General features: G+C 62.7%; 13 protein-coding genes. 12 read left to right on the top strand and 1 reads right to left on the bottom strand.

Annotation, left to right across the window (positions count from 1 at the left end; genetic code table 11):
• The first annotated feature begins 75 nt into the window (after positions 1–75).
• From ABIB91_RS20510 to ABIB91_RS20565, 12 genes are all read left to right on the top strand, one after another.
• Complete coding sequence (locus ABIB91_RS20510) at positions 76–429, top strand: VOC family protein (RefSeq protein ID WP_007594462.1); 354 nt, start codon at positions 76–78, stop codon at positions 427–429.
• Between the two features lie 156 nt (positions 430–585).
• On the top strand, positions 586–1044 hold the full coding sequence (locus ABIB91_RS20515; protein WP_246648545.1) for a flavin reductase family protein: 459 nt from the start codon (positions 586–588) through the stop codon (positions 1042–1044).
• Positions 1045–1157: 113 nt separating this feature from the next.
• Positions 1158–2027 (top strand): branched-chain amino acid ABC transporter permease, encoded by an 870-nt coding sequence (locus ABIB91_RS20520; RefSeq protein ID WP_148754989.1) that lies wholly within the window; start codon positions 1158–1160, stop codon positions 2025–2027.
• Complete coding sequence (locus tag ABIB91_RS20525) at positions 2011–3042, top strand: branched-chain amino acid ABC transporter permease (RefSeq protein ID WP_354164981.1); 1032 nt, start codon at positions 2011–2013, stop codon at positions 3040–3042. The genes ABIB91_RS20520 and ABIB91_RS20525 overlap by 17 nt, the downstream gene beginning before the upstream one ends.
• Positions 3039–3764, top strand: a complete 726-nt coding sequence (locus ABIB91_RS20530; protein ID WP_007594457.1) for an ABC transporter ATP-binding protein — start codon at positions 3039–3041, stop codon at positions 3762–3764. The genes ABIB91_RS20525 and ABIB91_RS20530 overlap by 4 nt, the downstream gene beginning before the upstream one ends.
• On the top strand, positions 3757–4476 hold the full coding sequence (locus ABIB91_RS20535; RefSeq protein WP_007594456.1) for an ABC transporter ATP-binding protein: 720 nt from the start codon (positions 3757–3759) through the stop codon (positions 4474–4476). Before ABIB91_RS20530 ends, ABIB91_RS20535 begins: the two co-directional genes overlap by 8 nt.
• A gap of 105 nt (positions 4477–4581) precedes the next feature.
• Positions 4582–5346 (top strand): enoyl-CoA hydratase/isomerase family protein, encoded by a 765-nt coding sequence (locus ABIB91_RS20540; RefSeq protein WP_148754957.1) that lies wholly within the window; start codon positions 4582–4584, stop codon positions 5344–5346.
• Between the two features lie 4 nt (positions 5347–5350).
• Positions 5351–6142 (top strand): creatininase family protein, encoded by a 792-nt coding sequence (locus ABIB91_RS20545; protein ID WP_007594454.1) that lies wholly within the window; start codon positions 5351–5353, stop codon positions 6140–6142.
• 167 nt (positions 6143–6309) lie between these two features.
• Positions 6310–7443 (top strand): LLM class flavin-dependent oxidoreductase, encoded by a 1134-nt coding sequence (locus tag ABIB91_RS20550; RefSeq protein ID WP_354164986.1) that lies wholly within the window; start codon positions 6310–6312, stop codon positions 7441–7443.
• A gap of 16 nt (positions 7444–7459) precedes the next feature.
• Entirely contained in the window at positions 7460–8239 is a 780-nt protein-coding gene (locus ABIB91_RS20555) for an enoyl-CoA hydratase/isomerase family protein (RefSeq protein ID WP_007594449.1), read from the top strand.
• A 1-nt stretch (position 8240) separates the two neighbouring features.
• Positions 8241–10106, top strand: a complete 1866-nt coding sequence (locus ABIB91_RS20560; RefSeq protein ID WP_007594447.1) for an AMP-dependent synthetase/ligase — start codon at positions 8241–8243, stop codon at positions 10104–10106.
• A gap of 75 nt (positions 10107–10181) precedes the next feature.
• The gene (locus tag ABIB91_RS20565; protein WP_354164989.1) at positions 10182–11405 is read left to right on the top strand and encodes an ABC transporter substrate-binding protein; all 1224 of its coding nucleotides are present in this window, start codon (positions 10182–10184) and stop codon (positions 11403–11405) included.
• Positions 11406–11477: 72 nt separating this feature from the next.
• Here the strand turns inward: ABIB91_RS20565 and ABIB91_RS20570 are convergent, their stop codons facing one another.
• Positions 11478–12299 (bottom strand): AraC family transcriptional regulator, encoded by an 822-nt coding sequence (locus ABIB91_RS20570; RefSeq protein ID WP_148754990.1) that lies wholly within the window; start codon positions 12297–12299, stop codon positions 11478–11480.
• Positions 12300–12588: the final 289 nt, after the last annotated feature.

Below are 12588 nucleotides of genomic sequence, written 5' to 3' on the forward strand. Positions count from 1 at the left end.
CGTTGTTCAAGCAGTAATGCTGAGAGGCTCGGGCGACTATCCACCCACGATCGCACTTGGGTAGCGACGGTTTGGATGTCGAGCGTGAAACTGAAGCAAGTCTATTTGACAGCGAACGATCCTGGACGCCTGGCCGAGTTCTACGAAGGCCTGGGTCTGAAGGTGCGCTTCGCTGACCCCGGCAAGTGGATCCAGTTCGTGAGCGATGCGGCTGCGTTCTGCGTCGCCGGACCGACGGAGTCGGTCTCGGACCAGCTGCAAGATGCCGTTCTTGTCTTCGATGTCGATGACCTCGAGGCCGCCATGGAGCGTGCCGCAGCCATGGGGGCGCAAGTCGGCGCAGTTCGGGACATGGCCAGTCACGGCCGTGCGGTGAAGGTGCGGGATCCGGGCGGCAACGTCATCCAGTTCTATCAAGCAGCCGGATAGCTCAGACGTTCACCGGGGCAGCGCTGCATGCCCGGACTCACAACCAGACAAAGAGGGCGCATCCATCCCATGAATCCAAGGGTCGTAGCCATGCCGTCCGCAACACCGCCGCTGTCCGAAACGAGCCCACTCGATGCCGCAGCATTCCGCGCTGCAATGCGCAGCGTGCCGGGCACCGTGTCGATCGTCACGGCAGGCCGGGCGCCGAACCGCCATGGTCTGACACTGACGGCGGGCTGCTCACTGTCGGCGGCTCCGCCCAGCGTGCTGGTTTGCGTCAATCGATCTGCCGGTGCGCACGACACCATTCTCAGCAGTCGGTCGTTCTGCTGGAATATTCTGGGGGTCGAGCATCGCGATCTGGCGCTCAAGTTTTCCGGGCAGGACGGCAGCAAGGGCGATATCCGCTTCGGCGACGGTTTGTGGTGCGATCTCAAAACCGGAGCACCGAGTCTGGTCGGCGCGGTCTGCAGCTTCGATTGCCGCGTGGTGAATGCTTACAGCGACAGTAGTCACACCATTTTCACCGGAGAAGTGGTGGCTCAGACCACGAGAGCCGGATGTGAGTCGCTCGTCTACATCGACGGATGTTTCGCCGCGCCAAAGGCGGTCTGAAACACAGACGACGTCAGGCGCCGCTACGTTTCCGCTACAGCCAAGATGGAACCGATCAGCATGCAAGGAAGACGAAGACTTTCCATCGCGCATCCATCAGCGGTCGGTCGCTGATGCTGTCGCTCTGGCTCAATGTCATCGCCGGCGGGGTGCTCATCGGACTGGTTTACGGGCTCGTCGCGCTCGGTCTCACGATCATCTTCGGCGTCATGCGCGTGGTCAATTTCGCTCATGGCGAGATGGTCGTGTTCGGGATCTACATCGGATACTGGACCGTTCGAATTTGGGACGTCCCGATCTTTCTAGCCGCTGCGGTCGCCGCGGTCGTCATGTTCGTGTTCGGCTATCTGCTGGAGACGCTCGTCGTGAAGCGGTTCGTCAACCGGCCGCATCATTATCAGTTTATCGTCTTCATCGGCCTCTCACTGCTTTTCAGCGGCGTATTGCTGATGTCGTTCGGTCCGGATCCGCGGCCGACGGCGTCTCAGCTGTCCTTCCAGACCGTGAGCGTGGGACCGCTCACCTTGGATTGGGCCCGCATCCAGGCGGCCGCTACGGCCGGCCTGCTAATCGCCGCACTGGGAGCCTATCTGAAGTACTCCGCATTCGGCCGATCGCTGCGGGGCGCCGCCAATAATCGACTCGGCGGACTGGTGGTCGGGCTTAATATCCCTCGGGTCTATGCGGTGACCTTCGGCATCGGAGCCGCCTGCGCTGGCGTCGCCGGCGCATTGATCTCGCCGCTGTTCGATGCGCAACCCTATCTCGCCGTCGACTTCACGCTGCTGGCCTTCGTGACGGTGATCGTCGGCGGTCTCGGCAGCTTCGGCGGCGCTCTTCTGGGCGGCCTGACGATCGGAGTCGCCGAAGCGATCGCGGCCTTGATGTTCACGCCGTCGATGAAAACTGCACTCCCTTACGCGCTCCTGATAATCATCCTGATTTTACGTCCGAGGGGGTTTTTCGGTGCAAAGGACATCTGATCAAGCCAGCGACAGCAAGCGTTGGGGCGCCGGCGCTCTGGTCTTCGCCGCCCTGGCCATGGTGGGTGGCATGTCCAACGCCTACGTCATCTCGCTTCTGACGATCGTCCTGTTGTTCACCTTCCTGGGACAATCGTGGAACCTGATGCTCGGGATCGGCGGGCAGCTATCCATCGGTCACGCGCTGTTCGTTGGAATCGGTGCGTATGCGGTGGCGATCCTGAACATCAAATACGGCGTCACCCCGTGGATCGGTCTGCTGCTGGGCGCGGTGATTGCGGGCTTCGTCGGCGCGGTGCTGGCGTGGCTGAGCTTCCGCTTCGAGGTCCGTGGCATCTATTTCGCGCTGCTCACGATCGCAGCCGCCGAATTCGCCCGGATCATGTTCGGCGGGTGGGACTATGTCGGCGGCATGCAGGGCCTGTTCTATCAGGCGCCGAGCGGCACGATGGACCTCGGGATGCTGCGCGGTGACGCGCGGTTTTACTACTTCGTCGCGCTCGCGCTTGCGGCCATCGGCGTCGCGGGAACGGAGCTGATCTCGCGGTCCTATTGGGGCTATGTCTGGCGGGCGATGCGGGACGACGACGAGGCCGCCCGCGCGCTGGGGGTGCGGACGTTTCGCCACAAGGTGCTGGTGGTCTCGATATCGGCCGCGACGGCCGCGATCGGCGGCGGCGTCCTGGGCCTGGTGCAGGGCGCGATCTTTCCGGATTCGATCATGGGCATGGCGATCTCGGTCGATGTCCTGATCGGCCCCGTGGTTGGCGGATTGGGCACTGCATTCGGCCCGCTGGTCGGCTCGATGGCCGCGATCCCGCTGCATCACGCCATGGGGGCGCTCGGCGACAGCCTGGGGCTCCCCGGACTGAACAGCGTCGCCTACGGGGCGGTGCTGATCCTGGTCGTGTGGTTTCTGCCCGACGGCATCTGGCCGGCGATCGTCCGGCTCTACGGGGCGATCCAGCTGCCGGCGCGCGGCCGGATCTCACAACTGCGGAAGGCCGAGGAATGACCGCGCTGCTCGAAGTGAAGAACTTGACCAAAGCGTTCGTTGGATTGGTCGCGGTCAATGACGTCAGCTTCTCACTGCAGGCAGGCCGCATCACCGCCCTGATCGGGCCGAACGGCGCCGGCAAGACCACCTGCTTCAATCTCGTCGCCGGGGCGCTGAGACCGACCGCCGGGCAGGTGTTGTTCGAGGGGTGTTCGCTCGAGCGCGAGCCGCCCGAAGCGGTGTGCCGCATGGGCATTGCGCGCACCTTCCAGATCGTCCGGCCGATGAAAGATATGTCGGTGCTCGAGAATGCCATGGTGGGCGCCTTCAGTTGGACGACGAACGTCAAGGAGGCGCGGGACAAGGCGTATGAGTCGCTCGAAAATGTCGGGCTCGCCGGCAAGGCGAATGCCCGGACGGATCAGTTGACGTTGCCCGATCGCAAGATGCTCGAGATGGCGAAGGCGCTCTCGACTCGCCCTAAGTTGCTGCTGCTCGACGAAGTGATGGCGGGGCTGCGTCCGACCGAAGCGGCCGGCGTCGTCGGCGTGCTGCACCGGCTCGCCGAGAGTGGACTGACGATCCTACTGGTCGAGCACGTGATGCGGATCGTGATGGAAGTGGCGTCGACCGTGGTGGTGCTTCACCACGGCGTCAAGATCGCCGAGGGCAAGCCGTCAGAGGTGGTAGCGGATCCTGCGGTGCTGGAAAGTTATCTGGGAGCCGGTTTCCATGCCTGACGACGCGCTTCTCGAAATCGACGACCTGTGCGTGGCTTATGACGGCTCCAATGCGCTGAACGGCGTGTCGCTCCGCATCGGCAAGGGTGAACTGATCTGCGTGGTCGGCGCCAACGGCGCCGGCAAGACCTCTCTGATCCGATCAATCGCGGGGATCGTGCCGTCGTCGCGCGGTTCCGTCAGGATCAACGGAGTCGAAATCTCGCGGCGACCGCCGTGGGACATCTGCGAAATGGGCATCGCTCAGGTCGCCGAGGGCCGCCAGATCTTCAGTGCGCTTTCCGTCGAGGACAATCTGCTGATCGGCGGCTCGCTGAAGCGGGCCAGGCACGACCTGGCAAATACGCTTGATTCCGTCTATCAGCTGTTCGGGCGACTTCGCGAGCGCCGCGACCAGCTCGCCGGCACGCTGTCCGGCGGCGAGCAACAGATGCTGGCGATCGGTCGGGCGATCATGTCGAAGCCAGAAATCGTGATGTTCGACGAGCCGTCGATCGGACTGTCGCCGGCGCTGACCGATGTGATGTTCGGCGTCGTCAAATCCCTTAACGAGCAGGGCATCACGGTCCTTCTCGTCGAGCAGAATGTCGCCAAGTCGCTCGCGATGAGCAGCCGCGGCTATGTGCTCGAGAACGGCTCCGTGGTGTTGCATGGATCTAGCCGCGATCTGCTCGAGAACCCCGATGTCCAGCGCGCCTATCTGGGATTGTGAGGCGCGCCGTCTCGGCGAGGCGTCGGGCGTTGCGGCTCTCGTCGCGCCGCCGTTCGGTCCACCGCTCCCCGGCTGTTGCAGCCGCCTCTCGCTTGGGTCTCATTGATGAACACTGCCACTTCTCTCCTGATCGAGCGTGATCAAGACCTGGTCACGATCACAATGAACCGGCCGCCGGCCAATGCGCTGAATGCGCAACTCATCGTCGAGTTGCTGGAGGCGATCCGGCGCCTTGCCGACGACGAGAATCCGCCCGGCATCGTGCTCACCGGAAGCGGCGACCGCTTCTTCAGCGCAGGCGGCGACATCAAGGAAGTCGTCGGGATCGACGTCGCGAGGCCGCGCATCCGGTTCTTCCACGAACTCCTCGTGGCGATGGAGAACTATCCGGGCCCGATCGTCTGCGCCGTCCGCGGCTATGCGGTCGGAGGCGCCCTGGAGTTTCTGCTGCATGCGGACTATGTTGTGGCCGATGCGGTGTGCAAGATTGGATTTCCGGAAATCAACCATGGCCTGCTGCCGGTGACCAAAGGCATGCGCCGGGCCGTCGAGAAGCTCGGCGTGCGGGCGGCGCAAGAGCTGCTCTACTGGGGCGAGCTCGTCGGCGCGGAGCGCGCCGTGGCGATCGGCGCCGTGAATGAGATCGTCCCGACCGAGGAGGTCGCGTCCCGTGCGCGAGACGTGTGCGGCGTGTTGCGGCAGAAAGACCGCAAGCTGTTCCATGCCATCAAGCGATCGCTCAACCTCACCGCGCAAATGAGCGATCAGGCGCTCGAAAAAATGACCGTGGCCGACCTCGATGCCTATGTCACAGCCGAGAGCTCAACCAACGCGCGTGCGAGATTTTTGTCGAAGAACAGTAAGGGCTGAGCCGATGACGCGCGGATATCCCGATCAGATCTATCTGGAGCAGATGAGCCACGAGGAAGTCGCCGCGGCGCTGGCCGATGGGTGCACGACGGTAGTGATCCCGCTGGGGGCCGTCGAGCAGCATGGGCCGCATTTGTCTTTGGGCATGGATGCGGATCATGCCGATGCTCTGGCCGAGCGGATCGCGCGCAGCCGCGGCAACACGCTGGTGGCGCCGACCATCACGGTCGGCTGCTCGTCTCACCATCTGCCATTCGCGGGTACGATCTCGCTACGGCCGGAGACGCTGGAAGCGATTTGTGTCGATTATTGCACAAGCCTGGCGCGGCACGGCTTCAAGCGTATCCTGATTCACTCGGGTCACATTGGCAATTTTCCGGTCCTGAAGGACATGCTCGGTCGCTTGCGCGAGGCCGTCCCCTCGGATGTCGAGATCCTGGCGTTCTTCGACTCGACGAAATGGATCGACACGTGGCGCGATGCGGTGCGCGAAGCCGGAGGAGACGTGTCGGCCGTCGGCGGGCACGCCGACATCGCCGAGACGTCGCTGATGATGGTCATTAGGCCCGACAGCGTCAGACCGGACCGCTTCGAGGTGGGCCATCTTGGCGGCTTGTCGGAGGCTGATCTCGAGCTGATGTGGAAGAACGGCATCCGATCGGTTTCGCAGAACGGCGTGATCGGAAGTCCGATCGGCTCGAGCTACGCCATCGGCGAAGCGTGCCTCGCGGCGGTCGCCGAGTTGCTGATCAAGACCTTCGATAGCGAGGCCGGAGCCGCTAGCGCCCGCCGTTGACGGTCAGCCCGTCCGCTGCGTGGCGAAGCTTCCCGGGGCGTCTGCCATGTTGCGAATGCTGACAGCATAAAATTCGGAAAGCGTTACTACGCAACGCGGCTTTCGGGCGAAAATATCGCCACGCCTATGAAACCCTGTGCCATCTCGCAAGCTAAAAGGATTGAGACATGGCACTTACGTTTGGGTTCTGGTCTGAACAGGAAACCCAGGTCGGCCACAGTTACTCGCGCAGGCTTCACGAACTGGTCGACGAAGTCCGTCTGGCCGAGAAGGTCGGCTTCGACTGCGTCGCGCTCTCCGAGCAGCACGTGGCACTGGGCGGGATCTCGAGCTCGGCGCCCGAAGTGGTGTTCGGCTATCTGGCCGCGGTGACGTCGCGCGTCAAGCTGCGCGCGGCGGTGACGCTGATGCCGCAGCGCATCAATCACGCCTTGCGTTCGGCCGAGCGGCTTGCCGTGACCGACATCCTGTCCAACGGCCGCATGGAATTCTACGGCGGCCGCGCCAACACCACCATCGCGATGCGGGCGTTCAACGTCGATCCGAATGAAACGCTGGCGCAGATGGAAGAAGGACTGGCGCTGCTGAAAACGGCGATGCGCCAGGACATTTTCACGTTTGACGGCAAGTACTACCAGATCCCTCCGCGCCAGCTGGTTCCGAAGCCGCTGCAGAAGCCGCATCCGGTGATCGGGATCGCGGCGACCAGCGAGCGCAGTCATCTCTGGGCGGCCTCGCAGGGCTTCGCCGTGATGAGCAGCAACATCTATCAGGGCTGGGAAGCTCAGCAGAAGCTGATCGACGCCTATCAAAAGAACTGGAAGTGCGACGCGGAGGGACCGCTGCCGCGTCCGCGTATCGGCATTCCGCTGTTCATCGGCATCGGGAAAACGGACGAGCAGGCCAAGGCAGATTATGCCGGCCCGCTAATGCACTATGCCAAGATCTCGACCGATGCCTATCCGCGTCTCGCGGCGATTGCCGACGACTACAAATACATGGGGGAGAGCGTGCCGTCGATGGAGCGCGCCGCCAACGACTGGGACTATCTGGTCAACGAGTCGGCCACGACGGTGTGCGGCAGCCCCGATACGGTCATTCGTCAGATCGAGAAGTTCGAGGCCATGGGTATCGACGAGGTGCTGCTGCACATGGACTCTGTCCCGCACGAAAAGATCATGGAGGCGATCGACATGGTCGGTCGCTACGTCATCCCGCATTTCAACGACGGGAACAATGTCGTGCGGCCGACCGAGGAGATCCTCGGGCAGATCCGGCTGATGCGGACCCAGAAGCAGTAATCGAACGGTGAAATCAATGTCGCAATACGGCTACAAGTACCTGATCGTCGAGCAGCGCGCCACTGGCGTCGCGATCGTCACGATGAACCGCCCGGAGATCCTCAACGCGATCAACTGGGAGATGCACGAGGAGCTCGAAGACGTCTTCGTCAAGCTGGATCACGACAGTTCTGTCAACGCGATCGTTCTCACCGGTGCGGGCCGCGGATTTTGCTCTGGTGGCGATCAGAAGTCGCTGGATAAGGGAACGCTGCCGTCCCCGACGCGCAGCGGTCGCCACCTCATCCGCAACATGTTGGAAGTCGAAGTGCCGATCGTCGCGGCCGTCAACGGTGTCGCGGTCGGCCTGGGTGCCACGCTCGCGCTGTTCTGCGACGTGATCTATGCGAGCTCGACAGCCCGTTTCGCCGACACGCACGTCAATGCCGGCGTCGTCGCGGGCGATGGCGGCGCGGTGATCTGGCCGCTGCTGATGGGGCCGGTACGCGCGAAGCACTATCTGATGACCGGCGAATTCATCTCCGCCGAGAAAGCGGCTGCTATCGGCATGATCAACGAGGTGGTCGCAGACGGCAACGTTCTCGATGCCGCGATCGAATACGCCGAACTGCTGGCAAGCGGGCCGAAGGAATCGATCGTGTGGACCAAGTACAGCGTCAACAAGATCATCAAGCAGTACGCCCACCTGCTGCTCGACACCTCTGCGGCGCTGGAGATGTTGACGTTCAAGTCGCCCGAGCGGGCCGAGGCGGTTGCCGCATTCGCAGCCAAGCGCAAGCGTTTCGCGGAGCGCTGAGATGAACGTCGCTGAGATGACATCCGGCGCCCAGTTGGCGGATACGACCGTCGTGCAGCTTTTGGCCGCGCGACTCGCGGAGCGGCCCGACAAGATCGCCTTGCAACAAAAGCGTCACGGCGCCTGGACCGCCATGACGTGGGGCGCCTATGCGCAGCGTGTCGTGAACCTGGCCAGCGCGCTGCGGCGTGCTGGTCTCGAGCGCGGCGATCGGGTCGCGATCATGGGCGATTCGTCCGAGGAATGGCTGATCGCGGACATGGCCACGATGTGCGCCGGCGGCGTCATGGTGGGCGTGTACTTCACCTCGTCACCCGAAGAAGTGGCTTACTGCTTCACGGATTCAGGCGCGAAGTTCGCGTTCGTCGGCGGGGAGCCGCAGCTTCGCATCGTGCTCGCCTCCGGTCGGGCCGAGCAGCTCCGCGGCATCATCGTGCTCGACCTGGATTGGACCGGCGAGGCCTCGGCGTCGATCAAGTCGCTGGCCGACTTTGTTGGAGCACTCGATGTCGATGCGCATGACTATCTGCAGAAGGAGAGCGCGACAGCAAAGGCGTCCGATGTCGTCAGCATCGGCTATACGTCCGGGACGACCGGAAACCCCAAAGGCGCCATGCTGACGCACCTTTCCATTCTCGCCGGCGTTCATTGCATCACCCTGTTCGGCCCCAGCATGCGCGAAGAGGAGCACCGGGTGGTCGTGCATTTGCCGATGTCGCACACCGTGGCGCGCGGGCAGGCGACCACGTTGCCGCTGATCGCCGACGCAGTTCCATATTTCGGCGAGACGACCGCGGATTTCGCCCAGACGATCAAAGAGGTGAAGCCGACCTACTATATGGCGCCGCCGCGGTTCTACCAGCGCTTTGCGACACAGATCCTCAGCAAGGTGCATCCCGCCGGGGAAGCAGGAGATCAGAACTACACGCTCGCCATGACGATCGCGCGCAGGGCGCTCGAAGACCGTCAGCGCGGCCACGAGGATGCCTTCGTCTCGAAACTGTTCGCGGCCTGCCGCGAGCAAGTGTTCCTACCGCTGCTCGCGGAGGTCGGTTTCGACGAGCTGAAGGTCGCGTTCACCTCGTCGGCGGCGATGCCGTCCGAGCTGATGTCGCTGTGGCAGTTGTGGGGCTTGCAGCTCAAGGAGTGCTACGGCCAGACCGAACTGGTCGGTGCCAATCTGGTGCAGATGGCGGAGTGGCCGAAGGCCGGCAACGTCGGGGTCCCTCTGCCGGATCCGGCCTGGGAAACCGCCGTGCTCCAGGACGGCGAGATGATCGTCCGTGGACCGGGATTGTTCGCGGGCTATTGGAACAAGCCGGACGAGACGAAAGCGGCGCTTCGCGACGGCTGGCTCTACACCGGCGACATCGTCGAAGTGTCGCCGGAAGGAACCTTCAAGCTTGTCGACCGGAAGAAGGAGATCATCAACACGTCGAACGGCAAATCGATCAGCCCGACTCAGATCGAAAACGAGCTGAGGCACAGCCCGTTCATCTCCGAGGCGGCTGTGATCGGCGAGGGGCGAAAATATCTCACCGCCCTGATCGAAGTGGATGCCACCGCCACAATGGACTGGGCGAAGTCGCGCGACGACAAGATCGCGAGTTACGCGGACCTGGCAGGCTCCGAGATCGTCAACCGGCTGATCGAGGCGGAGATCGGCAAGGCCAACGGAAGGCTGGCGCGAGCCGAGCAGATCAAGGCGTTCCGCATTCTGCCGGAGGAGCTGTCGCTCGAGAACGGCGTGATGACGCCGACGCGGAAGAAGCGTCGCAAGCAGATCAACGAGCGCTATCAGTCGCTGATCGCGTCGCTCTACGACGAATCCGAGGAGAAATTGATCAAGGCGGAGATGGGCCTTTGACGTCGGCGGTCGCTCCTCAAACGTACGAAACCACTAGTCGAGAAAGATTTCACCCCTTAGCAACAGGACATTGAGATGACCAAGCGAAGCGGAATCACGCGGCGGACGATTGTAGGAAGCGGATTGGGAATTGCGGCAGGCCTGGTATCTAGGCCATCGTTTGCGGCGAACACGAAGGTGAAGGTGGGAGCGATCATGCCCAGCAGCGGCGTGCTGGCGTTTCCCGGTCAAGCCTGCGTGCGCGGCATCGATCTCGGCGTCAAATTCGCGCGTGAGAAGTTCGGGCTCGACATCGAGATCGTTCACGCCGATACGCAAAGCCGTCCGGAGAACGGTCGGATTGCCGCCGAGAGCCTGATCCGGCAGGGCTGCACCGTGCTGATCGGCGCGTGGGATTCCGGCGCCACCATTTCGGCGTTGCAGGCCTGCGAGGCCGCCAAGGTGCCCATGGTGGTCCACATCGCGAGCGCTACCCAGGTGACTTCGCAGGGCTTCACCCAGGTGTTCCGCTATTATCCCACGTCGCTGACCATCGTGCGGCAATCGCTGACCGAGCTGAAGTCCGTGCTCGGCACGCTGAAGGATCCGCCGAGCAGCGCGGTCGTTCTCCATCTCAACAACACGATGGGGCAGTCGACGGCGGCCAGCATCGATCAGGCGTGGAAGGAAGTGGATGTTCCGCTCAAGATCGCGCAGTACATTGCCTATGACGAGAAAGCGAAGGATCTGTCGGTAGAGGTCGCCAAGGCGAAAGCGTCGGGTGCCGATGCTTTGATCTCGGTCACGCGCGTCAACGACGCGATCATGATCGCGCGCGAATGCATCAAGCAGGGCTGGGACCCAAAGATGGTGTTTTCGCCCAACTCCAACGGCGTGTCGGACAAGGCGTATCACGACGCGCTCGGAAAGTATGGTGACGGTCCGATTCTGTCGGCGTTGTGGCTCAATCCCAAGGGCGCCGAGACCGACAAGATCGTGAAGATGTTCGCGGCCGACTACCCGAATGACTGGTTCGATGCCAATGCGGGCTGCGCGTTCGAGGCGGTGCAGATCGTCGCAGACGCCGTGACGCGGGCGGCGTCGCCGGAGTCGGCGGCGATTCACGGCGCGCTCAAGAAGACCGACATGAAGCCGATCCTGATGTACGGCGACAACACCAAGTTCGACGAGACCGGCCAGAACATCCACTGTTCGATGGTGATGCTGCAGGGTTTGAAAGGCAGGCCGCGGGTGGTGGCTCCAAAGGCCATTGCGGAAGTGTCGCTCGAGTATCCGCTTGCGCCTTACAGCAAACGTTGACGTCGTTACGGGCGGCCCCACGAAAGCGTCGTGGGGTCGCGGTCGTCAAAGGCTCAGGCAGGGACGTGCGAACTAGGGCAAACCGTCCGAATTGATCAGGCGCGACCGCTCGGCAAGGAAGCGGCGGGGGCTCTTTCCCATCGTCTTCTTGAACATCGTGATGAATGCGCTGGGCGTTTCGTAGCCCAGTTCGAGCGACACAGCCTGGACCGAAGTGCCCGCCGTGAGGCGTTGCATGGCGATCAGAATGTGGAGACGCTGGCGCCAGCGCCCGAAGGTCATCCCTGTTTCCTTGGCGATGAAGCGTGCGAACGTACTCTCGCTCATCGCGTAGCGCGAGGCGACTTCGTCCATCGTGCTGCGGTCGCCCGGATTATTCAACAAGGAGGTCGCGAGGTGTTGAAGACGGGCGTCGGGGGAGATCGGCAGATACATTTCATCCGTTGTCGACATCTGCACGAGTTCGTCGAGCAAAACGCGGCCGAGACGGCTGGTTGGTCCTTCCAGCGGATAGAGCGGTGGGAACACCGAGAGACGGTGGATCAATTCGCGCACCAGCGACGTGATCATCAGCGTGCAGCAGGTCCGCGGCAGCATGCTGACCTGCGGATCGATGAACACGGTGTAGAGTTTGCCGAAATCGGCCACGCAATTGCTGTGCTGCACGCCGGCCGGGATCCATACCGCGCCTTGCGGAGGCACGATCCACAAGCCGCCAGGCGCCCGGCACATCACCGAGCCATGAGATGCGACGACCAATTGGCCTTTGCGGTGTGAGTGCAGCGGCAGATCGTCGTTGTCTTTGCTGGTTTCGAGACAGAATGAAGTGACGGGACGATCGAACTGATCCGGATCGACAGGATCATAGTTGATCCGAAGATCGGGCAGATCCATTCGCGCAAATTCGCGATCGAACTCGGTCTCGGGCGGCATTTCAATCCTGCCAATTCGTCAAGTCGGTCAAGCTTTGATGCAGATCCTGCTGCTAGCCGAGGTTAGCTGTTTTGAAAGGTCAGGTCACTAGTCGCGGCGAGCCGTCGAGTTCGCTGATCTGCGACAAGATGCCCGCTACTGCGGCGTGAGCGCTGAGCGATGCGGCATGCTGCGCCGTGACCAAGCGGGAGCACCTGTCAGGCGGCCGACGGCTCGATCACTCGCCCGATTAAACCAACAGCAGAGAATG

The sequence above is a fragment of the Bradyrhizobium sp. JR4.3 genome (assembly GCF_040547695.1).
In the GTDB taxonomy this organism is placed as follows: Bacteria; Pseudomonadota; Alphaproteobacteria; order Rhizobiales; family Xanthobacteraceae; genus Bradyrhizobium; species Bradyrhizobium canariense.

Excerpts from the sequence above, each read along its gene's own strand:
- ABIB91_RS20510 (WP_007594462.1), top strand. The coding sequence starts at position 76 with ATGTCGAGCGTGAAACTGAAGCAAGTCTATTTGACAGCGAACGATCCT.
- ABIB91_RS20515 (WP_246648545.1), top strand. The coding sequence starts at position 586 with ATGCGCAGCGTGCCGGGCACCGTGTCGATCGTCACGGCAGGCCGGGCG.
- ABIB91_RS20520 (WP_148754989.1), top strand. The coding sequence starts at position 1,158 with ATGCTGTCGCTCTGGCTCAATGTCATCGCCGGCGGGGTGCTCATCGGA.
- ABIB91_RS20530 (WP_007594457.1), top strand. The coding sequence starts at position 3,039 with ATGACCGCGCTGCTCGAAGTGAAGAACTTGACCAAAGCGTTCGTTGGA.
- ABIB91_RS20535 (WP_007594456.1), top strand. The coding sequence starts at position 3,757 with ATGCCTGACGACGCGCTTCTCGAAATCGACGACCTGTGCGTGGCTTAT.
- ABIB91_RS20540 (WP_148754957.1), top strand. The coding sequence starts at position 4,582 with ATGAACACTGCCACTTCTCTCCTGATCGAGCGTGATCAAGACCTGGTC.
- ABIB91_RS20545 (WP_007594454.1), top strand. The coding sequence starts at position 5,351 with ATGACGCGCGGATATCCCGATCAGATCTATCTGGAGCAGATGAGCCAC.
- ABIB91_RS20550 (WP_354164986.1), top strand. The coding sequence starts at position 6,310 with ATGGCACTTACGTTTGGGTTCTGGTCTGAACAGGAAACCCAGGTCGGC.
- ABIB91_RS20555 (WP_007594449.1), top strand. The coding sequence starts at position 7,460 with ATGTCGCAATACGGCTACAAGTACCTGATCGTCGAGCAGCGCGCCACT.
- ABIB91_RS20560 (WP_007594447.1), top strand. The coding sequence starts at position 8,241 with ATGAACGTCGCTGAGATGACATCCGGCGCCCAGTTGGCGGATACGACC.
- ABIB91_RS20565 (WP_354164989.1), top strand. The coding sequence starts at position 10,182 with ATGACCAAGCGAAGCGGAATCACGCGGCGGACGATTGTAGGAAGCGGA.
- ABIB91_RS20570 (WP_148754990.1), bottom strand. The coding sequence starts at position 12,299 with ATGGATCTGCCCGATCTTCGGATCAACTATGATCCTGTCGATCCGGAT.